The sequence below is a fragment of the Pseudoalteromonas shioyasakiensis genome (genome assembly GCF_001550135.1).
Lineage (GTDB): Bacteria > Pseudomonadota > Gammaproteobacteria > Enterobacterales > Alteromonadaceae > Pseudoalteromonas > Pseudoalteromonas shioyasakiensis.
The window spans coordinates 30,785-54,147 of the sequence record NZ_LRUE01000019.1; the positions used below are offsets into that span (position 1 = coordinate 30,785).

16 protein-coding genes and 2 tRNA genes are annotated in these 23,363 nt (G+C 41.2%); 12 read left to right on the forward strand and 6 right to left on the reverse strand.

Features of this window, described 5'->3' with window-relative positions:
* The first annotated feature begins 88 nt into the window (after positions 1 to 88).
* From PASHI_RS15190 to PASHI_RS15200, 3 genes are all read left to right on the forward strand, one after another.
* Positions 89 to 165 (forward strand) — tRNA-Asp (locus PASHI_RS15190).
* Between the two features lie 50 nt (positions 166 to 215).
* Positions 216 to 292 (forward strand) — tRNA-Asp (locus PASHI_RS15195).
* A 251-nt stretch (positions 293 to 543) separates the two neighbouring features.
* Positions 544 to 1,266, forward strand: coding sequence for a helix-turn-helix domain-containing protein (locus PASHI_RS15200; RefSeq protein WP_062566216.1), 723 nt, complete (start codon positions 544 to 546; stop codon positions 1,264 to 1,266).
* Between the two features lie 23 nt (positions 1,267 to 1,289).
* Here PASHI_RS15200 and PASHI_RS15205 read toward each other — a convergent pair whose 3' ends face one another.
* Positions 1,290 to 1,754 carry an SEL1-like repeat protein gene (locus PASHI_RS15205; protein WP_054551621.1) on the reverse strand — a complete coding sequence of 155 codons (465 nt, stop codon included), beginning with the start codon at positions 1,752 to 1,754 and terminating at the stop codon, positions 1,290 to 1,292.
* A 121-nt stretch (positions 1,755 to 1,875) separates the two neighbouring features.
* On the opposite strand from PASHI_RS15205, the gene PASHI_RS15210 reads away from it, so the two are divergent.
* Entirely contained in the window at positions 1,876 to 3,168 is a 1,293-nt protein-coding gene (locus PASHI_RS15210) for an NCS2 family permease (protein WP_054551620.1), read from the forward strand.
* A 26-nt stretch (positions 3,169 to 3,194) separates the two neighbouring features.
* On the opposite strand, the gene PASHI_RS15215 is transcribed toward PASHI_RS15210, so the two are convergent.
* Positions 3,195 to 3,953 carry a hypothetical protein gene (locus PASHI_RS15215; RefSeq protein ID WP_054561792.1) on the reverse strand — a complete coding sequence of 253 codons (759 nt, stop codon included), beginning with the start codon at positions 3,951 to 3,953 and terminating at the stop codon, positions 3,195 to 3,197.
* A 297-nt stretch (positions 3,954 to 4,250) separates the two neighbouring features.
* Here PASHI_RS15215 and cysB point away from each other — a divergent pair, with 297 nt between their 5' ends.
* Positions 4,251 to 5,228 carry an HTH-type transcriptional regulator CysB gene (gene cysB, locus PASHI_RS15220; RefSeq protein ID WP_062566217.1) on the forward strand — a complete coding sequence of 326 codons (978 nt, stop codon included), beginning with the start codon at positions 4,251 to 4,253 and terminating at the stop codon, positions 5,226 to 5,228.
* A 55-nt stretch (positions 5,229 to 5,283) separates the two neighbouring features.
* Here cysB and PASHI_RS15225 read toward each other — a convergent pair whose 3' ends face one another.
* The 3 genes from PASHI_RS15225 to pabB all read right to left on the reverse strand — a co-directional run bounded on the left by PASHI_RS15225 (position 5,284) and on the right by pabB (position 8,701).
* Positions 5,284 to 6,660: an L-serine ammonia-lyase gene (locus PASHI_RS15225; protein ID WP_062566218.1), complete on the reverse strand. Its 1,377-nt coding sequence runs from the start codon at positions 6,658 to 6,660 to the stop codon at positions 5,284 to 5,286.
* A gap of 101 nt (positions 6,661 to 6,761) precedes the next feature.
* A complete protein-coding gene (locus tag PASHI_RS15230) occupies positions 6,762 to 7,340 on the reverse strand; it encodes an NUDIX hydrolase (protein ID WP_062566219.1) in 579 nt (192 codons plus the stop codon).
* A 17-nt stretch (positions 7,341 to 7,357) separates the two neighbouring features.
* Complete coding sequence (gene pabB / locus PASHI_RS15235) at positions 7,358 to 8,701, reverse strand: aminodeoxychorismate synthase component I (protein ID WP_062566220.1); 1,344 nt, start codon at positions 8,699 to 8,701, stop codon at positions 7,358 to 7,360.
* A gap of 181 nt (positions 8,702 to 8,882) precedes the next feature.
* On the opposite strand from pabB, the gene PASHI_RS15240 reads away from it, so the two are divergent.
* The 7 genes from PASHI_RS15240 (at position 8,883) to PASHI_RS15270 (ending at position 21,898) form a co-directional block, all read left to right on the forward strand.
* Positions 8,883 to 10,409, forward strand: a complete 1,527-nt coding sequence (locus PASHI_RS15240) for a fumarate hydratase (RefSeq protein ID WP_054551614.1) — start codon at positions 8,883 to 8,885, stop codon at positions 10,407 to 10,409.
* A gap of 400 nt (positions 10,410 to 10,809) precedes the next feature.
* Positions 10,810 to 11,850: a Leu/Phe/Val dehydrogenase gene (locus PASHI_RS15245; protein ID WP_055021514.1), complete on the forward strand. Its 1,041-nt coding sequence runs from the start codon at positions 10,810 to 10,812 to the stop codon at positions 11,848 to 11,850.
* Positions 11,851 to 11,983: 133 nt separating this feature from the next.
* Complete coding sequence (locus PASHI_RS15250) at positions 11,984 to 12,640, forward strand: CatA-like O-acetyltransferase (RefSeq protein ID WP_062566221.1); 657 nt, start codon at positions 11,984 to 11,986, stop codon at positions 12,638 to 12,640.
* Between the two features lie 131 nt (positions 12,641 to 12,771).
* Entirely contained in the window at positions 12,772 to 15,675 is a 2,904-nt protein-coding gene (locus tag PASHI_RS15255; protein WP_062566222.1) for a ligand-binding sensor domain-containing protein, read from the forward strand.
* An 87-nt stretch (positions 15,676 to 15,762) separates the two neighbouring features.
* Complete coding sequence (locus PASHI_RS15260) at positions 15,763 to 17,691, forward strand: hypothetical protein (protein WP_062566223.1); 1,929 nt, start codon at positions 15,763 to 15,765, stop codon at positions 17,689 to 17,691.
* Between the two features lie 90 nt (positions 17,692 to 17,781).
* Positions 17,782 to 18,606, forward strand: coding sequence for a M90 family metallopeptidase (locus tag PASHI_RS15265; protein WP_054551610.1), 825 nt, complete (start codon positions 17,782 to 17,784; stop codon positions 18,604 to 18,606).
* A gap of 106 nt (positions 18,607 to 18,712) precedes the next feature.
* Complete coding sequence (locus PASHI_RS15270) at positions 18,713 to 21,898, forward strand: amidohydrolase family protein (RefSeq protein WP_062566224.1); 3,186 nt, start codon at positions 18,713 to 18,715, stop codon at positions 21,896 to 21,898.
* 46 nt (positions 21,899 to 21,944) lie between these two features.
* Here PASHI_RS15270 and PASHI_RS15275 read toward each other — a convergent pair whose 3' ends face one another.
* Entirely contained in the window at positions 21,945 to 23,273 is a 1,329-nt protein-coding gene (locus PASHI_RS15275) for an IS4 family transposase (protein WP_062564240.1), read from the reverse strand.
* Positions 23,274 to 23,363 lie beyond the last annotated feature (90 nt).

Sequence of the window (23,363 nt, forward strand, 5' to 3'; positions counted from 1 at the left end):
TAGAATACCGGCCTGTCACGCCGGGGGTCGCGGGTTCGAGTCCCGTCCACTCCGCCAACAAATTAAGTAATAACAATGATATCTCTGCGGAGTGGTAGTTCAGTTGGTTAGAATACCGGCCTGTCACGCCGGGGGTCGCGGGTTCGAGTCCCGTCCACTCCGCCATTTGATATCATAAACAAATTAAGTGCATTACCCCATGCACATACCACTGCGGAGTGGTAGTTCAGTTGGTTAGAATACCGGCCTGTCACGCCGGGGGTCGCGGGTTCGAGTCCCGTCCACTCCGCCATTTGTTTTCCTCAAACAAATGATTAAATAAGTCTTTACATTACACCTTATTTTTTACTTATACTGACAACGTATCTCGTATCTCGTATCTCGTATCTCGTATCTCGTATCTCGTATCTCGTATCTCGTATCTCGTATCTCGTATCTTTCATCCTATCTTGCTAATATTCTTCATTATTCCTATTTATTCAGCTTTTTATATCTGCATGAATAGCAAAGAATGGCGGCTCCACAACAAAAAGGAAATGCGTTATGAGTACATTCGGAACACAACTAAGACACTATCGCAGTGAGCTAAAACTGAGCCAACCAGAATTTGCAGAGCAAGTGGGGATAGAGCAAAGTTACCTTTCAAAACTTGAGAACGATAAATCAGTGCCTTCGAATGACACATTTCGTTCAATATTAACGGCGCTCAATCTAACAATTTGCGACTTTATGGAGCCATTAAAACATTCTGTAGATAAAGCTCGGTTGATTAATGTGCCTGACATTGAAGCTTGGTATAAGCAACAAAGTAATAAGCAATTCATTAAACAGCGTTCACTCGTCTATATTGCCATACTGTTAAGTGCGCTAGGCTGTGCCATGTTTTATTTAGGGCATCAAGAAAAGCTATTCAATACAAAGTTCTATGAGTACAAATCATATGGTGTAGTGAAAGATAGTGAACCAGATGGCATTTTTCATGATTGGCGAACGCTACTTGTAGAACAAAGCAGCGAGAAAATAGATGCAAAACGTCGAGCAATGATCAGCAGGCATGATTTTAAGTTTATTATCTCAGCGGACTATAAAGGTATTTCGTTTGTAGAATCTGGCGAGCAAGGCAGGCGTTTATATAGCCTTACTTCAAAAACACCAATTATCAAGCCCCATAAAGGCCATGTGTGGCTTGAGTTTATAGGTATCTTATTGTTTGTAGTTGGTGCAGGTCTCATCACATTTGAGAGTAAACTGACAAGACAGCATTAATGAGTTGTAGAACCTGACGCGTGTTAGCTTGCGTCAGGATCTCGAGGAATTAAATGTGCAAATTGCTGCTGGTGGATTTGTTCATATAGGGTAGCTGCATAGCTTTGCGCATCATGTAATCTGCGCGTACTGATGTGTTTTCTAAGATCATCAAGTGCAGCCGTTGCAGGTTCATAACCTTGGCTACTTGCCAGACTTAACCACACCGCGCCATGAAAAACACTGTGCGGTACACCTTGCCCTTTGATGAAAAACAGCCCCATATAAAATTGCGCCCTATGGTTACCTGCCATAGCTGCTAAGCGCATCCATTTTGCAGCAAGGGGAGGCTGTTCATTTTTTAAATAATACAAAGCTTTGTTTAGTACGTTTTCAACAGATTGAGTACTTTTATTTGGCGCCGACCCTTTATCGGGTTGGGTAATAAAGGCAAGTACATTATCAAGCTGTTGCTCTAAATCTAAGCCTACTGGCGAATTATCAGACATAGTTTAGTTATTTTCTTGAAATAAAAGACCTTATTAGTTTAGAACATTGCAAGGTAAAATGTCCTCTTATTGAGATAAAATATGATAAAATTAGCCAATTAATCTCAACTTAAAGTTCAATATGTTCGAAAGACTTTTCAAAATCACTGAAAACAACACTTCTGTGCGCCGCGAGACGATTGCTGGCATCACAACATTCATTACCATGGTTTACATTGTATTTGTTAACCCTGCCATGCTAGCAGAAGCGGGAATGGATCAAGGTGCGGCATTCGTAGCAACCTGTATTGCTGCTGCAATTGGCTGTTTTATCATGGGTTTATGGGCAAACTACCCATTAGCACTGGCTCCGGGTATGGGCTTAAACGCCTTCTTCACTTATGGTGTTGTTTTGGGCATGGGCTACACTTGGCAAGCTGCATTAGGTGCAGTTTTTATGTCCGGCTGTATCTTCTTATTCTTAAGCCTATTTAAGGTGAGAGAGTGGATCATTGATGCTATTCCTCTGGTATTAAAGCGTGCCATTGCCACAGGTATCGGTGCTTTCTTAGCCCTTATTGCATTGAAAAACGCTGGTATTATCGTAGCAAGTCCTGCAACCTTAGTGCAGTTAGGCGATATTACAGCCCCAGGTCCATTACTGGCGATTTTTAGCTTCTTTGTAATTGCTGCGCTGTTATACCGCGATATGAAAAGCGGCGTACTTATCAGTATTTTATTAGTAACCGCAATTGCGCTTGGTTTAGACCTTGTGGAGTATCAAGGAATTATTTCAATGCCGCCTTCAATTGCACCAACCTTTATGCAATTGGATTTTGCAGCAGCATTCGAAATCTCAATGCTAACAGTGGTTTTTGCGTTCTTATTTGTTGATTTGTTCGATACTTCAGGCACTTTAGTTGCTGTAACGCAAAAAGCAGGTATTGCTGATGAACAAGGTAAAATGCCTCGTTTAGGTCGCGCACTAAGTGCCGACAGTACAGCTACTATTGCAGGCTCAATGCTTGGTACGTCAACAACAACGTCTTACATTGAATCAGTTGCAGGTGTGTCTGTGGGCGGCCGTACAGGTCTAACTGCTGTGGTTGTAGGCATTTGTTTCTTGTTAATGATGTTCTTTGCGCCACTTGCTGGCATGATCCCAGCTTATGCAACGGCAGGTGCAATTTTATATGTTGCTGTGTTAATGATGCAGAATTTAAAGCTAGTTAATTGGGATGATATGACAGATGCTATTCCAGTGAGCGTAGTATTATTAATGACGCCGTTAACTTTCTCGATTGCGCACGGTATCGCCCTTGGTTTTATCTCGTATACTGCAGTGAAGTTGGTATGTGGTAAAAAAGATGAAATCAGTATTAGTGTGTGGGTATTAACAGCGCTGTTTATTGTTAAGTTTGCGTTTTTATCTTAACTTGCACAAAGCAAAGAAAAAGTGGTTTACCACTTTTTCTTTGGTGCGAATAATACGTCTAAATCGTCCTGCTCTTGTTCTGCTTTCTTCTTTAGTGACGTTGCATTTGATGCTTTCAACTCAGAGCTAATCGTTTCTAAATAGCCTTCAACTTCTTGTCTTTTCGAGTTTACATATTCATCGCTATAGCTAACTGAGGTCAGTGTTGCTAGTGCTTTTTCAAAATACTGTCTGGCAGAGCCCACCATATTTGCTGAGCGAGCTGAAATCCCGCGCTTAATTTGGCTTTCTACATTGATTCTTAACTGCAATTTTTCAAGGCGTTTATCTTCAGCAACAAATACTTGGCTATCTACTTTGCCTTTACCATGCTCTGAGCGAAGTACTGCTCGTAATTTCTTTATACCTTGAATTAGAGCTATTAATTGTTTGTCGTTATCTGGTAGTGCTAATGCATCGCTATTACTTGCTTCGATAGGAGAGGCTAGGCGTTCTTTAGATTCTTTTAGTCTGTTTTTTAATTCTTTTGAGCTTGGAGAAAGCTCGACCATTGAAACAAGTGCATCATAAATACGGCGTTGAATAATACGCAGAATATTTTCAGACATGGGGATATTGGCACTGTTAAGCAGTACATCTTCTGCCTCTTCAATGATTTTTTTTTGTTTTGTAAGCTCTTTACGGCGCTCTGCTTCTTGTTTTTCTTTATGTTGCTGCACAGCGCTGACCCATAATGCGATCACGATTAATGCAACAATGAGCATGATGATGATAGAAACAATCATTACTAAATCTCAGTTTTAACTATCTAATTTTTTTATCTTACCTTAAAAAGATTAGATCTGAACAGTTTTGCGGTAGTTATCTCGAATAAACTTATTACGATTACTACTTTATAACGAGTATAGCGCTAAACTAGCACCTTTATTGAATATTTTGCGAGTAAACACGGCTACCGAGCAGTAATTTAATGTGTTAGCCTTAGAAACAATCGATATAAAAGTATAGCGCGATGAAATATCGCTTGGCATTGCGCTTTGCAGCCTTTATAAATAAACAATAACAACGTTTACAATGCAGCCATGAAACTACAACAACTCAGATATATAGTCGAAGTCCAAAATAATAAACTGAATGTCTCTGCGACAGCCGAAAGTTTATTTACCTCGCAACCGGGGATCTCGAAACAAGTTCGTATGCTTGAAGACGAACTGGGTGTACAGATCTTTGGCCGTAGTGGCAAACACCTTACCCATGTAACCAGTGCTGGTAACGAAATTATTAATATTTCACGAGAAATATTGTCGAAAGTTGAAGGTATTAAAGCGGTTGCCAATGAGCATACCTTGCCTGATCAAGGTAAACTAAACATTGCGACCACCCATACTCAGGCTCGTTACGCATTACCGAATGTTATTCAAGGCTTTATGAAAAAGTACCCAGCAGTGTCTTTGCACATGCATCAGGGGACGCCACAGCAGATTTCTGATGCGGCAGCACGCGGTGATGCTGATTTTGCCATTGCGACTGAGGCGCTGCATTTATATTCTGATTTAGTTATGTTGCCGTGCTATCACTGGAATCGCAGTATTGTTGTGGCAAAAACACACCCGCTTGCGCAAAAGGCCGATAATTTAACGGTTGCCGATGTGGCTAAATACCCACTTATTACTTATGTGTTTGGTTTTACTGGTCGTTCTGAGTTAGATAAGGCCTTCAATGCACATGGACTTGAGCCGCATATTGTTTTTACTGCAACAGATGCTGATGTAATTAAAACTTATGTACGTTTAGGGCTAGGTGTAGGTGTTGTAGCGTCTATGGCGATTGATCAAATAACCGATACTGATTTAGTCTGTATTGATGCAAGCCACTTATTTGAAGCGAGCACCACTAAAATTGGTTTTAGAAAGGGCAGCTTTTTACGCAGTTACATGTATGATTTTATTGAGCGTTTTGCACCGCACTTAACGAAAGAACTGGTTGAGCGAGCAAGCTTATTACGTAACCAAGAAGATGTTGATAAGCTCTTCGAAAACATTGAGTTACCAGTAAAATAGAGATAAAAAAAGCCGCTTTAAAGCGGCTTTTTTTATGCTGAAAGAGTGCTGTAAATTAACACTCGATGATATTAACCGCTAAGCCACCGCGAGCGGTTTCTTTGTATTTCGTTTTCATATCATTACCTGTGTCGAGCATGGTTTTAATTACCTTATCAAGGGTCACTTTTTGCTCGCCAGAACCACGCATTGCAAGGCGTGACGCATTAATTGCTTTAATTGAGCCCATCGCATTACGTTCAATACACGGTACTTGTACAAGGCCGCCAACAGGGTCACAGGTTAGGCCTAGGTTGTGCTCCATGCCGATTTCAGCAGCGTTTTCAACCTGTACAACATTACCACCCATGATTTCAGTTAGTGCACCCGCTGCCATTGAGCAAGCAACGCCCACTTCACCTTGGCAACCTACTTCAGCACCCGAAATAGACGCGTTCTTTTTATATAAAATACCAATAGCTGCCGCTGTTAATAAATAACGAGTCGCAATATCACGGTCTACTTCTTTAATGAAAGTGTGATAATACATTAATACCGCTGGCAAAATACCTGCAGCACCATTGGTTGGTGCGGTAACAACACGGCCGCCGGCAGCGTTCTCTTCGTTTACTGCAAGGGCAAATAAATCAACCCAATCCATAGCACGTAATGGGTCGTTGTTTACCTCAATATTTAATTTAAGGTGTAAACTAGGGGCGCGACGCTTTACTTTTAAACCACCTGGTAAGATACCTTCTGTACGCATACCACGTTCAATACAGGCCTTCATTACTTGCCAAATATTAAACAGCTCATCTTTGATGTCTTTTTCGCTGCGCAGGGTTTTTTCGTTGTGCATCATAAGCGTTGATACACTAAAACCAGACTCACGGCATAGTTCTAATAACTCTTTTGCCGTGTTAAACGGATAAGGTGCTGGGTTTTCTTCGCGGATTTCGAGTGCTTTTTGTTTTTCGTTCTCGAACTCATCATCACTGACGATAAAGCCGCCACCGATTGAGTAATACACTTTACTGAATAACTTTTCGCCATTTTGGCTGGCAATGATTTCCATTGCATTTGAATGTTTTGGTAATGTTTTACGACGATGGAATACAATCGCACCTTGCTTAGGGAAATTGGCTTTATGGCTTTGGTTTAAATAAATAACCTGCTCTTTTTCGATTTTTGCGAGGATATCGTCGACTAAATCAGCATCAATGGTTTCTGGATCATAACCGGCAAGGCCTAAGATCACAGCTTTACCAGAGCCGTGGCCAATACCTGTTTGACCGAGTGAGCCAAATAGCTCAACTTTAATATCGGTGACGTTTGCAAGTAAGTTTTTTTCTTCTAGTTCGTTTACAAATAAACGCGAAGCGCGCATTGGGCCAACAGTGTGAGATGACGATGGGCCAATACCAATACTAAACATATCGAATGCACTGATCATAATTTGCTACTCATTTTTCTATTAACGGCATACTACCTGCCTTTGAACGGTGCCACATGATAACGTTTAAACGTGCCTGTGTAACCCTAAAAGCAGGATAATTAAACTGGTAGGGCGAGCTGTTTTATAAAGTTATTAATTATGCTCGCTGTTGCTCCCCAAAGGAGACCGTGCGGGGTCATCAAGCCTTGCAAAGTAATAGTTTTACCATTTCGCTCAAAGGGGAGGGGTTGCCAATTTTGTTGATTACTTAAATAAGATAAGGGCAGTAAAAAGCTGGCAGCAACTTCGTTGGGATCAGCTTGCCATGTTGTGCCTTCGCTAAGCACACACACAAAAGGCTCAATAGTGAAACCGGTTAGGGTCGCGTACTGATGTAATTTACCGTGGACAGTCACTTGGTGTGTCGCAATGTTAAGCTCTTCATTAAGCTCTCGAAGAGCGGTGTGCATTAACGTGTCATCTTGTTCTTCATACTTGCCACCCGGTAAGCAAATCTCCCCCGGGTGATGAAGTAAATAACTAGGTCGCTTGCACAGCAACAAATGCGCTTCGTCGTTAACATCAAGCAGAGGTAACATTACGGCACTGGCACGCTTTTCGGCATTAAAGCGAATGGTTGCTGGGCGCTCTGTGGTTTGACTTAAACTAAAACGGGCAATTATTTGCTGGCTATTCAAGGTAGTTACTTCAACTTTTACTTTAATAAAGGCAGTATTTTATTTACTTTATCGTAAGTTTCTTGGTACTCCAAGTCGACCTTTGAATCAGCCACAATGCCACCGCCAGCCCAGCAATAGATTGCACCTTTGTGGCACACTAAAGTACGAATTGTGATACTGGTATCCATGTTGCCACAGGCACTTAAATAACCAATTGAGCCGCAGTACACACTTCGGCGATGAGGTTCGAGTTCTTCAATAATTTCCATAGCGCGAATTTTCGGTGCTCCGGTAATTGAACCACCCGGGAAAGCGGCATGAATTTGGTCAACGGCATCTTTGCCATCCGCTAATTCTGCGCGCACAGTACTTACTAAATGATGTACAGCCGGAAAGCTTTCAATGGCAAATAACGAGGGTACGGTGACACTACCTGGACGAGCCACTTTGCCTAAATCGTTGCGCAGCAGATCAACAATCATGACATTTTCTGCGCGGTCTTTTTCTGATTGCTGTAAACGAGTTGCTTGCGCTTGGTCTTGTTCAGAGTCAGCCAAACGAGGGAGCGTTCCTTTAATTGGCTTGGTTTCTATTTGGCCCTGATTAATCGAAATAAAACGCTCTGGTGAAATAGATAAAATAGCGCCATCAGGGTGATTTATATAGCTTGAAAATGGAGCTTTATTCGCTTCTCGAAGTTGTTTATATGCTTGCCATGTTGAACCTGAAAATTCAGCTTTAAAACGCTGTGCAAGGTTTATCTGGTAGCAGTCACCACTTTTTAAATAAGCTTGAATTTTCTCGAACTTTTCGCTGTAGCTGGCTTTACTCATGTTTGATTGCCAGTCGCTTTGTAGCGCAAACTCTGCATTTGTTGGTGTTTCGTTTAGCTGCTGCTGATATAGCGCTAAGCGATTATGATTTGGCTGACAGACGTAAAACCAGCTTTGCTGTTGCTTATCATAAATAAGCGCATCTGGATAAAGGCCTACAGCCATTTGCGGCATGTTAATGTCGTTTTCGGCAGTACTTGGTATGCTTTCAATCACACGACCTAAGTCATAACCAAAATAGCCAAGCCAACCACTTGTAAAAGGGAGGTTATTAGGGTTAGCTGTGTGATTAAATTCCTGAAGGCCTTCTTTCATCAAGCTAAAACAATCACTTGATTGCGCCTTGCCGTCGACAAAGCATGTATTTTCACGCACTTCTAATTGCTTTAATGGCGCAATGGCAATGATATCGAAGCGGCTATTTACATGCTCGCTATTGGCTGAATCGAGCAACACAGCATGGGGCAAATGAGCAAAATGACTAAATAGCGCGATGCAATCACCACTTAAATCTAATTTAATGCACAAATTTTCATCGTTTATCATCTACATTGCCCTGAATAACTAGCCCGAAACGGGCGAGGAGGGTATCATAAGTTAAATTTGATTGGCAGCGTTATGATTTCCTTTATAGTGATGCCATGACTAACCCGTAGAGTAAATCTTCGTCACCGGTTTACTCAGGATCACGTACAGCGCTACGCGATAAAAACTTAAGGAACCCGTAATGAGTACAATTCGTCAGCAAGACTTCATTGATAGCATTGAAGATGCATTGCAATACATTTCTTTTTATCACCCTCTCGATTTCGTACAAGCCTTAGAAAAAGCTTACAACAAAGAGCAAAGCAAAGCGGCAAAAGATGCCATTGCGCAAATTTTAATTAACTCTCGTATGTCTGCTGAAGGTAAACGTCCACTGTGCCAAGATACAGGTATCATTACTTGTTTCGTAAAAGTAGGTATGGATGTTAAGTGGGATAAAACAGACATGACTGTTCAGCAAATGGTTGATGAAGGTACACGTCGCGCATACTTAAACCCAGATAACCCATTACGTGCATCAATTGTTGCAGACCCTGCTGGTACGCGTAAAAACACCAAAGATAATACTCCATCAGTTGTTCATATCGACTTAGTGCCAGGTGCTGAAGTAGAAGTAATGGTGGCAGCGAAGGGCGGCGGCTCAGAAAATAAAACGAAAATGGTTATGCTTAACCCATCTGATGATGTGGCTGCATGGGTTGAAAAAACATTACCAACAATGGGGGCGGGCTGGTGTCCACCTGGCATGCTAGGTATAGGTATTGGTGGTACTGCAGAAAAAGCTGCGGTACTTGCTAAAGAATCATTAATGGATCCGGTTGATATTCACGAGCTGATTGAGCGCGGCGCAGAAACAACTGAAGAAAAAATGCGAATCGATATCTTCGAACGTGCTAATAAATTAGGTATTGGTGCACAAGGCCTAGGTGGTTTAACAACCGTAGTTGATGTGAAAGTTAAAACGGCACCGACTCACGCAGCATCAAAACCAGTGGTTATGATCCCGAACTGTGCGGCAACTCGTCACGTTCACTTCACATTAGATGGTTCAGGCCCAGCTGATCTTAAAGCGCCTAAACTTGAAGATTGGCCAGAAGTTACGTTTGAAGTAGGTGAAGGTACACGTCGTGTTGATTTAAACACACTGACTAAAGAAGACACGCAAGAATGGAAGATGGGTGAAACGGTTCTTCTGTCTGGTACTATCTTAACGGGTCGTGATGCCGCGCATAAACGTCTACAAGATATGATCCAATCAGGTGAAGGTTTACCTGAAGGTGTTGATTTTGATAACAAGTTTATCTACTACGTTGGCCCTGTAGATGCAGTGGGTGATGAAGCAGTAGGTCCTGCTGGCCCTACAACTGCGACTCGTATGGATAAATTCACTGATATGATGTTAGAAAAAACGGGCATCATCGGTATGATTGGTAAAGCAGAGCGTGGTCCTGCAACAGTTGAATCAATCAAAAACAATAAATCTATCTACTTAATGGCAGTAGGTGGTGCAGCTTATCTTGTATCTAAAGCAATCAAGAAAGCACGTGTTGTTGCGTTCGAAGATTTAGGTATGGAAGCAATCTACGAGTTTGAAGTAGAAGATATGCCAGTAACGGTTGCTGTTGATAGTGAAGGCGCCAATGCGCATACGCAAGGCCCTGCTATTTGGAAAGCAAAAATCGAAGAACTTGATGGCAAATTAAAGTAACCATCTTGCAACTCTCTTGAAAAAACGGCGCACCTGCGCCGTTTTTTTCAGCTCTGACCAGTCTCAGCTATTTCTCCAACATCTCTTTAAAAGCCGATTTTACTTGGCTTTATTGGCACATTTTTCTTGTCACTTTTTCTTTACGCTATACTTTACCTTTACGTTCACGTAATAAAGTTAGTAATGTTAATATTTTGTTTTGAATTAACAATGCTTAATGCGTACATTGATTGGTATATTTTTTCCATAAAGTGTTAGTTTTTGAGTTGTTATTTCGGCCTGAGAACTTTGCTTAGTTTTATCATCTCATTTAGTGGCAAGGGAGCAAACGAAGTGATAAAGTCTCGGCACTTTCAGCGCTCACACCCCTTAGGGTAAGAAAATTTCGGAGTATTTAACTGTGGCTGTATTTAATAAAGTCGACTTTGATAACCACGAGCAAGTGGTGTTTTGTTCAGATAAAGAATCAGGCCTAAAAGCTATTATCGCGGTACACAATACCAAGTTAGGTCCAGCGGTTGGTGGTTGCAGAATGTGGGACTACACAACTGATGAAGATGCTGTTACTGATGCACTTCGTTTATCAAAAGGTATGACCTACAAAAATGCTGTGGCACGTTTACCATTTGGTGGCGGTAAGTCAGTGATCATCGGTAATGCTAAAGAAATTAAATCAGAGCAACTTTTCCGTGCATTTGGTCGTCAGTTAGAGCGTTTAAGCGGTAGCTACTATTCAGCTGAAGATGTAAACATCACTTGTGATGATGTGGCTATCATGAATAAAGAAACTAACTATGTATTAGGTCTTGAAGGTAAAAGTGGTAACCCTTCACCGTTCACAGCATATGGTACATTCTTAGGTATTAAAGCCGCTTTACAACATCAACGAGGTCATCAAGATCTTGCTGGTATCAAAGTAGCCGTGCAAGGTTTAGGTGCAGTAGCATATGGCCTTTGTAAACACCTACATGAAGCGGGCGCAACATTATTTGTAACAGATATCAACGAGCAAGCTGTTGAGCGTGTTGTAAATGACTTCAATGCAACGGCTGTGGGTATTGATGAAATCTACGACTTAGATGTTGATGTGTATGCACCATGTGCACTTGGCGCAACGGTAAATGACACGACTATCCCGCGTTTAAAAGCAACAATTATTGCAGGTTGTGCGAATAACCAATTAGCAGAGTCTCGTCACGGTGAGATCATCCGCGAAAAAGGTATCTTATACGCACCAGATTACGTAATTAACGCAGGTGGTATTATCAACGTTTATTACGAAACTGCACCAGAAGGTTATAGTGCAGAAGCATCAACGAAGCACGTTGAAGGCATTTTTGATACGCTAACAGAAATCTTTGCTCGCTCTGAAAAAGAGCAGAAGTCGACGCATTTAATTGCCGATGAACTAGCATTAGAAATCATCGAAAACGGCTTATAATTTAGTAAATCGATAAATTTACAGGTAAAAAGGTGCGCAAGTCGCACCTTTTTTGTCTCTGTTATTTATCGCATCAAGGTGACGAAGTCACGCAGGCTAGGTAAACTCGGTTTTTAAATCTCGAGGGCACCTAATGAAAACTCCATCTTGTGAAATCACACCTATTGATATAGCTACTTGGCCTCGCAAACAGCATTTCGCTTTTTTCAAAGAGTTTTCTCTGCCATATTTTAATGTATGTGTTTCACTCGACATGGCGGCTCTTTACAACAAGTGCAAAGCAGAACCGTATTCGTTCTTTCACAGCTATGTTTACCTAACACTTGAAGCATGTCATGACTATGCACCAATGCGTCAACGTATTATTGACTCGTTGCCGGTACAGCTGTCATCGGTAAGAGGCAGTGTGGTCGAGCTTGCAGAAGATGAAACATTTCGCTTTAGTTATTTTGAAAAACAAGCGTCGATGGAAGATTTTTCAAAACACGCTATTGTTGTGGGTAAAACAAGTAAAGCAAAACCATTTTTCTCTGATGCATTTGCTGCAACAGAAGGGCAGCCTGACCTTATTCATATCTCAGTACTTCCATGGTTAAACTTTACCGGCTTCTCGCATGCTGTAAGTGAGGGGCATGGCCTTGGTATTCCTAAGTTTGTGTTTGGTCAATATGACTCACAAACTGGCAAGATGCCGCTTTCAATTGATGTGCATCATGCTTTGATGGATGGCTTGCATGTGGCGCGATTTGTGAAAATACTGCAAGAAAAAATTACGAATTTTTGTAATTGATTGTTGCTAAATGTCATTAAAGTGAGTAAAAATTGCAACTAATGTAGTATTATCTGAAGTTAGGGATGACTTTGGCTTCACAGAGCTACATCACTGAATAGAACGATAATAAATATCAGGGTTTTAGTTTTATGGTGCGGGTAGTTAGTTGTATTTTTCTTTTATTGAGTTTCAGCGTTTTTGCTGATTCTGCACGCCTCTCTTTAAGTGATTATTTTACAGAGACTTGGAGCACTCGCGCCGGCCTTCCTCATAATAGCATTAATGGCGTTACACAAACCAAAGATGGTTACATTTGGATAGCGACTTGGGAAGGGCTTGCTCGCTTTAATGGTCGCGAGTTTAAACTCTTTACTCGGACAGAAATTCCTGGCTTACCTGACTCAGGCCTACGCAGCCTGATTCCGATGGATAATGGTGATTTATATATAGTGGGTGCCCGTGGCGGTATTGCGCTTCGCTCACAAGGTGGATGGCGAGCATTACCAAGTTCATCAGCCATGGTCAATCATGCGCTCGTTACTGAACAAGGTGAGCTATGGCTGGCACTTGAAGGGCAAGGCATTGTTTACCGCGCTTCTGAAACTGCCACTGAGCAAAAACTGCTTGATAAGCTAAGCGCATACCGTCTTTTACAAGACAAAACAGGGACTATTTGGGCTGCGACTAGTGATGGCCTTTATCAAATAAAGAATAAGCAAGTCAGTAAGGTCAGTGAAAACTCTGGGCTCCCTAATGCCTCTGTGTTTACCTTATTACTTACTCAGTCGGGCACTTTAATTGTCGGCACTGAAAAAGGGGCATGGCAAAAGCAAAACGATAAGTTTGTTGCTATTGATCCTGTCCTTAACAACGAATCAATTGCCAGCTTACTCGAAGATGCGCAGGGCGATTTGTGGTTTGGCACCATCAATAAAGGGGTGTTCAGACTCAGCAGTTTAGGCCTTGAAAACTTAGCCGCAGATGATGGCTTACCCAACAACCGTATTTTATCTTTACTGCAAGACCGCGAAAAAAGTATTTGGGTTGGCACGAATGCCGGATTATTTCGCTTGCGTGAAGCGCCATTTACAAATTGGAGCCAAAGTCGTGGGCTTGCATCTGACTATGTGCGTACCGTGTTATCACATTCTGATGGCAGCTTATGGGTGGGCAGTAGTAATGGCTTAAATCGTATTGAAAATGGCAAGCTCACCACCCTTATTCAAGCTTATGAAAAAGATCCGCTATCCGTATTAAGTTTAACTGAAGATAAGCAGGGCGGAGTATGGGTTGGTACTTACACTGCCGGTTTAATGAAAGTGGTTAATGGGCAAATTTATCCAGTAAAAAACCGCAGTAATGGCCTGATCAGCAACGAAGTTCGCGCTGTGTTTTTTGATAAAGCGGATAACTTATGGATTGGCACCGCTGGTGGTTTAACCAAAATTGACCCTGCAGGGAAAACTGAATTATTCACAACAGAAGATGGCTTAATTGGTGATTTTATTATGGCCATTGTCGAGGACGATCATGGCAGGTTGTGGGTTGGCACGGGAGTGGGTGTGTCCATTTATGACCCAGCTACTGAGCAATTTAAAACTCTCGAGTTTCCAAAGCAGTTCAGTACTGAGTATGCATTCGGCTTTTACTTAGATGGCGATAAAATGTGGCTTGCAACCGATAGAGGCCTCGTTCGTTACAATCTCAGCACAGATAAAATGAGCTTGTTTGGTCGAGACCAAGGTTTACCGGTCGATAAGTTGTTCCAAGTGATTGAGCAAGGTGACTCATTATGGTTGACCAGTAACCGCGGTGTTATTCAGGTGAACAAAGCTCAGTTAGTTGCACTTTTAGATAACCCTGAAAAAGTTCAACCAATGAGTGTTTCGATGCAGCTTTATGATGAAGGCGATGGCATGCTAAGCGCGCAAGCAAATGGCGGTTCAAACCCTGCTGCTGTGCTTCATTCAGATGGTCAAGTATGGGTTGCAACAGCCAAAGGCGTCGCTATTGCGACACCAGAACGCTTAAAAGAAGCCAGTAAACGCCGTTTATCGACGGTTATTGAAAGCTTTGAAGTCGATGGCAAACCCATGACTTTACCTGTTGGTAATGAGGTTTTGAGTTTACCTGCTGGTGTTTCTCGTGTTTCGTTTAACTACGCTGGGCTAAGTTTTATCATGCCTGGGCGGTTAAATTACCAAACTCAACTAAGTGGTTACAATCAACAATGGGTAGACAGGGGGCGCTTGGCCATTACCGAGTACACCAATTTACCACCAGGTAAATATACCTTTAAAGTGCGTGCAGGTTACCCAAATAGTGACTGGCAAAATAATGAGCAAGTGCTGCGTTTTAAAATTGCCCCTTATTTTTGGCAAAAAACCAGCTTTAAGTTATTTATCTTAGTTGCTGTGCTTTTTGCTGCTTATGCCATTTATAAATACCGCTTATATCATTACAAGCGCATTGAAATTGAGTTAACTGAAAAAGTTGAACAGCAAATGCATGATTTGCAAACGCAAGCGGATGCCTTTGCTCATTTAGCGAATCATGACCAATTAACGCAATTACCGAATAGACGCGCTTTCGATATGTGGCTGTCTGAAAACTTTAATCAGTTTCAGCTTGACAATAAAACGCTTAGTATTGCCATTATGGATATTGATCACTTCAAACTCATTAATGACAACTTCTCGCACTTAATTGGTGATAAAGTGATTTGTGAAATTGCTCGTTTGCTGCGTATGAATTTTCCTGATGAAGGTTATGCGGCGCGTTGGGGCGGTGAAGAATTTACCTTGTTGTTCCCATACAAAAATGCTGAAGAAGCCGCAAGATTGTGTGAAATTATCCGTTTAGAGATAGTGGGTTATGATTTCTCAGAATTAGCAGATAGCCTTTCTGTAACGGTCAGTTTTGGTGTGGCAGATAACGCGCAGGTTACTGACTATGACCGCTTGTTAGCACATGCCGACAACGCTTTATACAATGCAAAGAATAACGGTCGAAACCAAATCATTATTTACAATAAAGGTACATTAGTATTGTAACTTAATAATATTTTTACTTCTTAATTTAATTAAACTTCATTATAATCACGGCCCCATTAAGGGAAATAATAATTAAATGGAGTTTAGATGTTTAAAAAATCTACAATAGCATTGGCTGTTTCTACATGTTTTCTTTTAACTGGTTGTTTAGAAGTTGAAGATAACAGCAATGATGATCTTATTAGCGCAATCGAAAATCAAAATAATTCAGCACAGGAAGCTGAAACAGCAACTTTGTCGGGTTCTGTAAAAAATGTTGTTTCTGATTCACTCGTTGCGAATGCTCAAATTCAAATAAAAGTTGGTAACACTTGGTCTGAACCTGTTGCACTGGCAAATGGCTTGTTTGAACTATCTAATGTTCCAACATACTCTGACTATACTTTACTTATTACTAGTACTGATGACTCTTTCCAAGAGCGCGCATTTTATGGGTCTACTGGACTTGGTATAAGCCAATTAGGTACTTTACTAGTTACTAGTACAGAAACGGTAGAGTTTGCAGCTTTATTAGATGCTGAGAATACACCGATTAAAGACTTACAGTTTAGCTACTCTACATCTTCGGGTGTTAATGACTCAACATGGCAATCTAGGAACGAGCATTTTATAAGTGCCAGTTACAACAACGAAACTAATCTTTATTCAATCGAGAAGCCAATTGGCTGGGATTACCCAATCACAGTTGATATGGATGTCGACAATGATAATGTAAATGAGTATAAATTTACATTAGGTTATCACTATGATAGCACTATCCTGTTTAGCGAGCTTAATGATAGCTCAACTATTTTGTTTGATACTGCAGATGATGTAATTGAATATCAACTTCGCGTTAAAGTAATTAATGATTTAGGCCAGATATTCAAAGACATTGAGTTAGTGGCTTCGAGTAATGATTTCGAGGCAAACCCTTTAACTTTTGATGAAAGTACCAATGAGTACGTCTATGACTTTATTGGCAGCTCCTCACTGAATGTAATGTTATCTGCATTTATTGATGAAAATGAGCAAAGTTATTTATCCGACTCTTTCGTTGTGGCTGAAGATGGCGATAATATTACTGTCGGGGGGCTATACAATCAGGGCAACTTTAGTGTTGAAAACAATGTTGTATCAGTAGTCTTTAAACCCGAAAAGGGGACGGAGACAACACAAGTTGACTTAATCAGTAATACTTATAATCAAGAAACGAACGGCTACTATCTATTCTTCACAAAGCCAGTTGAATTAACAGATGAAAGTATCACATTGACTAAGAATGAGACACTTTCAGTTATACCTGGTAGTGAATCAGATGCTGATTCTGTTCCAGTGGGTAGTACTTTCTTTAAGTTCATTGATAAGGAATTTGAGACAACGTCAAAAATGTCACTCAACGACACGTTTGTTGAAGTATTACCTAATCAAACTTTGGATATTGGTAGTTATTCATACACTTTAAGCTCAGTTATAGATAAAGAAACCCAATTACCTTCACGTAATTCATTAAGGACAAGTTTTCTTGTAAGTGATAAAACAGAGTTTTCTATTTCTGACATTAGAATTGATAACAATAATGGCCTGAAAAGTGGAGAGCTTATTCACTTAACAAATACTGCGGGCGAAAGTGCTAGCTTTTCAAGCAAAAGTAATGAAGCAATGTTGTATTTACCATCTTCTATCGTATCGCTTTCAGACTTATCTATAACAGTGACAGGATATACTAATAATGGCAATAAATACCCTTATTACCAAGAGTATAACATTGTTTCTGAAGAACAATTTTATGGTGGTGACTTAGTTCACTTAGCTTCAACAGCAATAAATGAAACAGTATATGGTGATACAAATAATGTGATACTTCATACCTCTTTACCTGATAGTATGATGTATAGACGCAGCATAGGTTGGAATATATCTCGACTTAACGATAACCAATCGAATAGCGTGAATGCCGTTAGCTTAGAATATGAATATAAAGTTAAAGGCAGTAAAGACGTTATAACAGGAACTGCCACATTACCTGTTTTATAATTTTTTAATTAAATAAAAATGTGTGTAAACAATTGATCTTTTTTTGTTTGCACACATTAAAGTATCAAGATTGTTTTTTAGGCGATAGTAATGCTTAACCTGGTTTTGATACTTTTTTTAATAATTTTTGTTGTGTGTTACTGGCGCTGGGACGATATCCGTAATCACTTTTGGCAGAAAAAATACCTTAATAATTCCCTCAATGTTCAGCAAAAAAATCTGCTGTTAAAATATATGCCTATCTACCGAAAGATGACGGATGCCGATCGTGAAAAGTTGGAGCGTCACATCGTTTGGTTTTTAAATGAAAAACGCTTTATTGGTTGTGATGGTCTTAAGCTTAATGATGCAATGAAGCTGATTGTAGCGGCAGATGCCTGTGTTTTAGTGCTTAATAAACCGTGGCCATTGTATCGCAATGTAAAAGAGATCCTTTTATACCCAAGCGCGTATTATGCCCCGCAAACTTCTCGTGATAATGCTGGGCTTGTCAGTTATCACAATACCGTGCGTCAAGGTGAATCATGGCCGGGTGGAACCTTAGTATTGAGTTGGCATGATGTCCTTGAGGGGAACCGCTTACCAAGTGATGGTCATAATTTAGTATTTCATGAATTTGCCCATCAGCTCGACCAAGAAACCGGTAAAACCACGGGTACACCACTGCTTTCGAGTAACGAAGACTACCAAAAGTGGGCAAAAGTATTTAGCCGCGCGTTTAATCAACTCAAAACCCATTTAGCTTATGGCATGCCGCATGTTATTCATAGCTATGGCGCGACCAATGAGGCAGAGTTTTTTGCTGTTATCACCGAAACCTTCTTAGAAAAACCTGCTGAACTCAGGCAATTTGACCCAGAAATTTATCATTTACTGGTTGGCTTTTATCAGTTTGATCCGATTGCGTGGCATTAGTCGACTATTTACGTCTGTTTAACACGAATCACTGGAATCTTGCTATGCTATTTGGTGCAATCTTAAAAGTGTGCATATAAGCAAAACAATAAAAAGTGAGATTTCAATGAAGAAAATGCTTCATACAGCGCTCGCTGTATCTATTTCACTTGCTCTAACTGGGCAAGTGGCGGCAGCTGAGCAATCAAATGACGACAAGTGGCAGGTGGACGCACCAAAAGGCCAATTCCTAGACGCTAAAATTAGTGTTGAGCAGGGCACGTGGATGAACGTAGATATTAGCCCTGATGGTAAAACAGTGGTGTTTGACCTACTCGGCGATATTTATACCATGCCAATGTCAGGTGGCACAGCAACGCAATTAACCAGTGATATTGCATGGCAAATGCAACCACGCTTTAGCCCTGATGGTAAGCACATTGCGTTTACTTCAGACCAAGGAGGTGGCGACAATATTTGGGTTATGGATTTAAATGGTGAAAACCAAAAAGCCGTAACGAACGAAACATTTCGTTTGTTAAACAGCCCAGCTTGGAGCCCTGATGGTGACTATTTAGTTGCGCGTAAGCACTTTACTGCAAGCCGCTCTTTAGGGGCTGGTGAAGTATGGCTTTACCACAAAGCGGGTGGTAAAGGTGTTCAGCTAACTGCACGTGAAAACGACCAAAAAGACTTAGGCGAGCCAATGTTCTCACCAGATGGTCGTTATGTTTACTTCTCTCATGATGCAACGCCGGGTAAAACATTCCATTACTCTAAAGATTCTGTAGCGGGTATTTATAAAATTAAACGCTATGACCGTGAAACCGGCGAGATTGAAACAATTATTGATGGCATGGGTGGGGCTATTCGACCTACACCTTCACCAGATGGTAAAAAGCTTGCGTATATCAAGCGCGATGATTTCCAAACAAGCTTGTACTTATATGATCTTCACACCGGTGAGCATACAAAACTGTATGGCGAGCTTGAGCGTGATATGCAAGAGACATGGGCAATCCATGGCGTATACCCAACAATTGCTTGGACGCCAGATAACGAACAACTAGTCTTTTGGGCGGGTGGGTCAATTCATAAGCTAGACGTGGATGATAAGTCTGTCTCGACTATTCCATTTAAAGTTGAGACCAATAAGCAAATTCAAAAAGCGGTGCGTTTTACACAAAACATCGATAGCGATAATTTTGATGTGAAAATGCTGCGCAATGTACAAATTTCACCGGATGGTGAAACGGCTATATTTGAAGCGCTAGGTCATATTTATAAACGTGATTTAGAGTCTGGCAAAGTAAAGCGCCTGACTAAGCAAGACGACCACTTTGAATTATTCCCGCAGTTCTCTCGTGATGGTAAGAAGATTGTTTACACCACATGGGATGATAACGAACAGGGCTCAGTACGTGTTGTATCTGCGCGCAGTGGCCGTGGCGATACCATTACTAAAGAGCCGGGTAAATATGTAGAGCCAACTTTCAGCCCTGATGGCAAAACAGTTGTTTACCGTAAAGCGTCTGGCGGCAGTATCCTTAACCCAACATGGTCATTAGAGCCAGGCATTTACTCAGTAAGTGCTAAAGGCGGTAAAGCGACGCTAATCACTAAATCAGGCTATCAGCCGCAATTTGGTGCAGCGAATGACCGTATTTATGTGATGAGCCCTTGGCCGAAACCAACATTAAGTGTTGTTGAGCTTGAATCAAAGCAAGTTCGTAAACTTTACGAATCAGAACATGCTACAGAGTTTAGAGTATCACCAGATGGCCAATACTTAGCGTTTGCAGAGCGTTTTAAAGTATTTGTTACGCCATTTGTTGAGCGTGGCAAAACCATTAATATTGGACCGAAAGATAGCCAATTCCCAATTGAGCAGCTTTCTGTTCGCGCGGGTGAAAACATCAGCTGGAGTGGCACAAGCGATAAACTTTATTGGAGCTTAGGCCCAGAGCTATATCATGCAAGCCTAGCGGGTTTATTTGATATTAACCAAAATGCAGAGACTGACTTTAAAGTTAAAAGCGGCGACAACATCGGTTTTACAAAAATCATGGCGGAGCCTAAATCAGTATTCGCGTTAACTGGTGCGCGTATTATCACTATGAACGGTGAGCAGGTCATTGAAAACGGCGTTATTGTTACTGATGGTAAGCATATTAAAGCGGTTGGCAGTAAAGACAGTATTGCTATTCCTAAAGGTGCAGAAGTAATTGATGTAACTGGCAAGACGATTATGCCGGGTATTGTTGATGCGCATGCGCACGGCTCGCAAGGCAGCGATGAGATCATTCCACAGCAAAACTGGAAGAACTTAGCTGGCTTAGCGTTAGGTGTGACAACGATTCACGATCCATCAAACGACACCACAGAGATTTTTGCTGCAAGCGAAATGCAAAAAGCAGGCATGATTGTCGGCCCTCGTATTTTCTCAACGGGTACCATTTTATATGGTGCAAATATGCCAGGTTATACATCGCATATTGACTCGTTAGAAGATGCTAAATTCCATCTTGAGCGTTTAAAGAAAGTAGGTGCGTTTAGTGTTAAATCATATAACCAACCTCGTCGTGAACAGCGCCAGCAAGTTATTGAAGCAGGCCGTGAGCTTGAAATGATGGTTGTGCCAGAGGGCGGTTCATTACTGCAGCACAACTTAACTATGGTAGTTGATGGTCATACGGGTATTGAACACTCAATTCCTGTTGCTAATATTTACGATGATATTCGCCAGCTTTGGTCTCAAAGCGATGTGGGTTATACGCCGACACTCGGTGTAGCTTACGGTGGTATTTGGGGTGAAAATTATTGGTACGACAAGACAGATGTGTGGAATCACCCACGCTTAAGTAAGTTTGTACCAAAGAATCAGCTTTTACCTCGCTCAATGCGTCGTGTTAAGGCGCCCGATCATCACTATAACCACTTTAACAATGCCCGTGTTGCTAAAGAGCTGCAAGACTTAGGTGTATTAGTAAACCTTGGTGCTCACGGTCAACGTGAAGGTTTAGCGGCACATTGGGAAATTTGGATGTTTGCGCAAGGTGGTATGACACCACTTGAAGCTATTCGTGCAGCAACCTTAGATCCTGCTAAATACATTGGCCTTGATAACAACATCGGTTCTCTTGAGCCAGGTAAACTTGCCGATTTAATTGTTATTGACGGTAACCCGCTAACTAACATTCGTGATACAGATAAAATCGATTACACCATGATCAATGGTCGTCTATTTGATGCTGCAACCATGAACGAAGTGGGTGAGAAAAAACGCGAAAAGTTATATTTTGAAAAAATCTAACATAGCAAAAATCTAAACTGAAAGCGGCCATTGTGCCCAATGCCAGTCAGTTAAGCTGACTGGCATTTCTTTTTTTATGTGGGTACTTTGATGGCTTAGGCTTTATCGCTCTTGGGTATCGCCTATCTTCTCTTCTAGGTGGCAGTTTAAATAGTCTCAGCGTACCTAACAGATGCTCCCAGTGAATTGGAATATTACCGGGGCTCATAATTGATATTGATGAAAAGTATTGAATAACTGCCATCGAGCAGCTTGAGAAACTGAGTTGGTTAGGCCATATTCCTTCAGCTTTTGCTGCTAGGGTCATCAACCTTCGAATTAAATTGTATGCGAGGAGGATCCCCCATAGCTCCTGTCTAACCATATCAGGGCGCTTACTCCGAAGGTGGTATGTGCTATCTAGCATTGTTTGCTTTATTTCTCGATACCCTAATTCTATTTCCCAGCGATGGCTGTATAAATCAACTATTTCGCTACTTGGAAAACGAAGTCTATCTACCATCGAGGTTAATATTCGGTAATTTTTACCTTTTATGGTTTTACTAACCAGTCTTGCTTTAATAACTTCGGGAACATCGGGGAAATTCTTTTGCGCATGCTTAGTGGTTTTGAGCTCAATTATCAGGTCATTGTTACCAACCTTAGAAACGACTTCGTATTGTAAATCAGGTCTTGCAGGTATTAGCCAATGCCTTTCTTCTCCAGTGCTGTGCCATCGATTTAACAAGCCCAGTGAATAGTACCCTTTATCAAACATGGTCAACGAGTGGTTAGGTGTACGCTCAATCAGTCGTTCAGCAAGCTTCATTTCATTCGTCTTATAGTTATCAAACTCACTGCTTATCAGTTGGTGGCTGGTGAGTTCCATATGACAAACCATGCGAATTTGTGGGAATCCTGTATCACCATATTGGTTGCTAGCCGATGAGAATGCTTCACGATTCTCATCTGAATCGGCCGTACGCCAAACAACACCATCAACCGCTAATAAATTTAACCCAGCCCACGTGTCAAACTCTTCTGTATGGTACATATTATCAGCAGCTTTATTAAAGACTTGCTTAACGGGGTCATCACCTAATCGCTGGCGAGCTTGAACCATGGCACTCGGGGCGACTAACTGATTTTTGCCAGGCAGCATAATGTCTAGTTTATTCGCAATATTCCAGACAGATTCTTTACGAAATAATGCCATGCCAATAACAGACCAAAGCACAGCTTCTAAAGGCAACCTGCGCTTTCTAACTGTGGCTACTCCAGCTTGTTGAAAGCCTTGTTCAATCAGGTCAGAAGATAAAATTTCAGATAATTTTTCAAACGTGTGATAACGAGTGCTTTCTTCGAAAGCAGAATGAAGAGCTTGTTCTATATTCACAAAAAAATCCGTAGTTAGTTGCCTAACTACGGATTGTGCATGATCATTCTGATCGGTCAACTGATCAACTTCTTAACTGATCAGCATTAG

Coding starts and splice junctions, on each gene's coding strand:
- PASHI_RS15260 (WP_062566223.1), top strand. CDS start 15,763: ATGTTTAAAAAATCTACAATAGCATTGGCTGTTTCTACATGTTTTCTT.
- PASHI_RS15205 (WP_054551621.1), bottom strand. CDS start 1,754: ATGTCTGATAATTCGCCAGTAGGCTTAGATTTAGAGCAACAGCTTGAT.
- PASHI_RS15255 (WP_062566222.1), top strand. CDS start 12,772: ATGGTGCGGGTAGTTAGTTGTATTTTTCTTTTATTGAGTTTCAGCGTT.
- PASHI_RS15240 (WP_054551614.1), top strand. CDS start 8,883: ATGAGTACAATTCGTCAGCAAGACTTCATTGATAGCATTGAAGATGCA.
- PASHI_RS15215 (WP_054561792.1), bottom strand. CDS start 3,953: ATGATTGTTTCTATCATCATCATGCTCATTGTTGCATTAATCGTGATC.
- pabB (WP_062566220.1), bottom strand. CDS start 8,701: ATGATAAACGATGAAAATTTGTGCATTAAATTAGATTTAAGTGGTGAT.
- cysB (WP_062566217.1), top strand. CDS start 4,251: ATGAAACTACAACAACTCAGATATATAGTCGAAGTCCAAAATAATAAA.
- PASHI_RS15225 (WP_062566218.1), bottom strand. CDS start 6,660: ATGATCAGTGCATTCGATATGTTTAGTATTGGTATTGGCCCATCGTCA.
- PASHI_RS15270 (WP_062566224.1), top strand. CDS start 18,713: ATGAAGAAAATGCTTCATACAGCGCTCGCTGTATCTATTTCACTTGCT.
- PASHI_RS15200 (WP_062566216.1), top strand. CDS start 544: ATGAGTACATTCGGAACACAACTAAGACACTATCGCAGTGAGCTAAAA.
- PASHI_RS15265 (WP_054551610.1), top strand. CDS start 17,782: ATGCTTAACCTGGTTTTGATACTTTTTTTAATAATTTTTGTTGTGTGT.
- PASHI_RS15210 (WP_054551620.1), top strand. CDS start 1,876: ATGTTCGAAAGACTTTTCAAAATCACTGAAAACAACACTTCTGTGCGC.
- PASHI_RS15250 (WP_062566221.1), top strand. CDS start 11,984: ATGAAAACTCCATCTTGTGAAATCACACCTATTGATATAGCTACTTGG.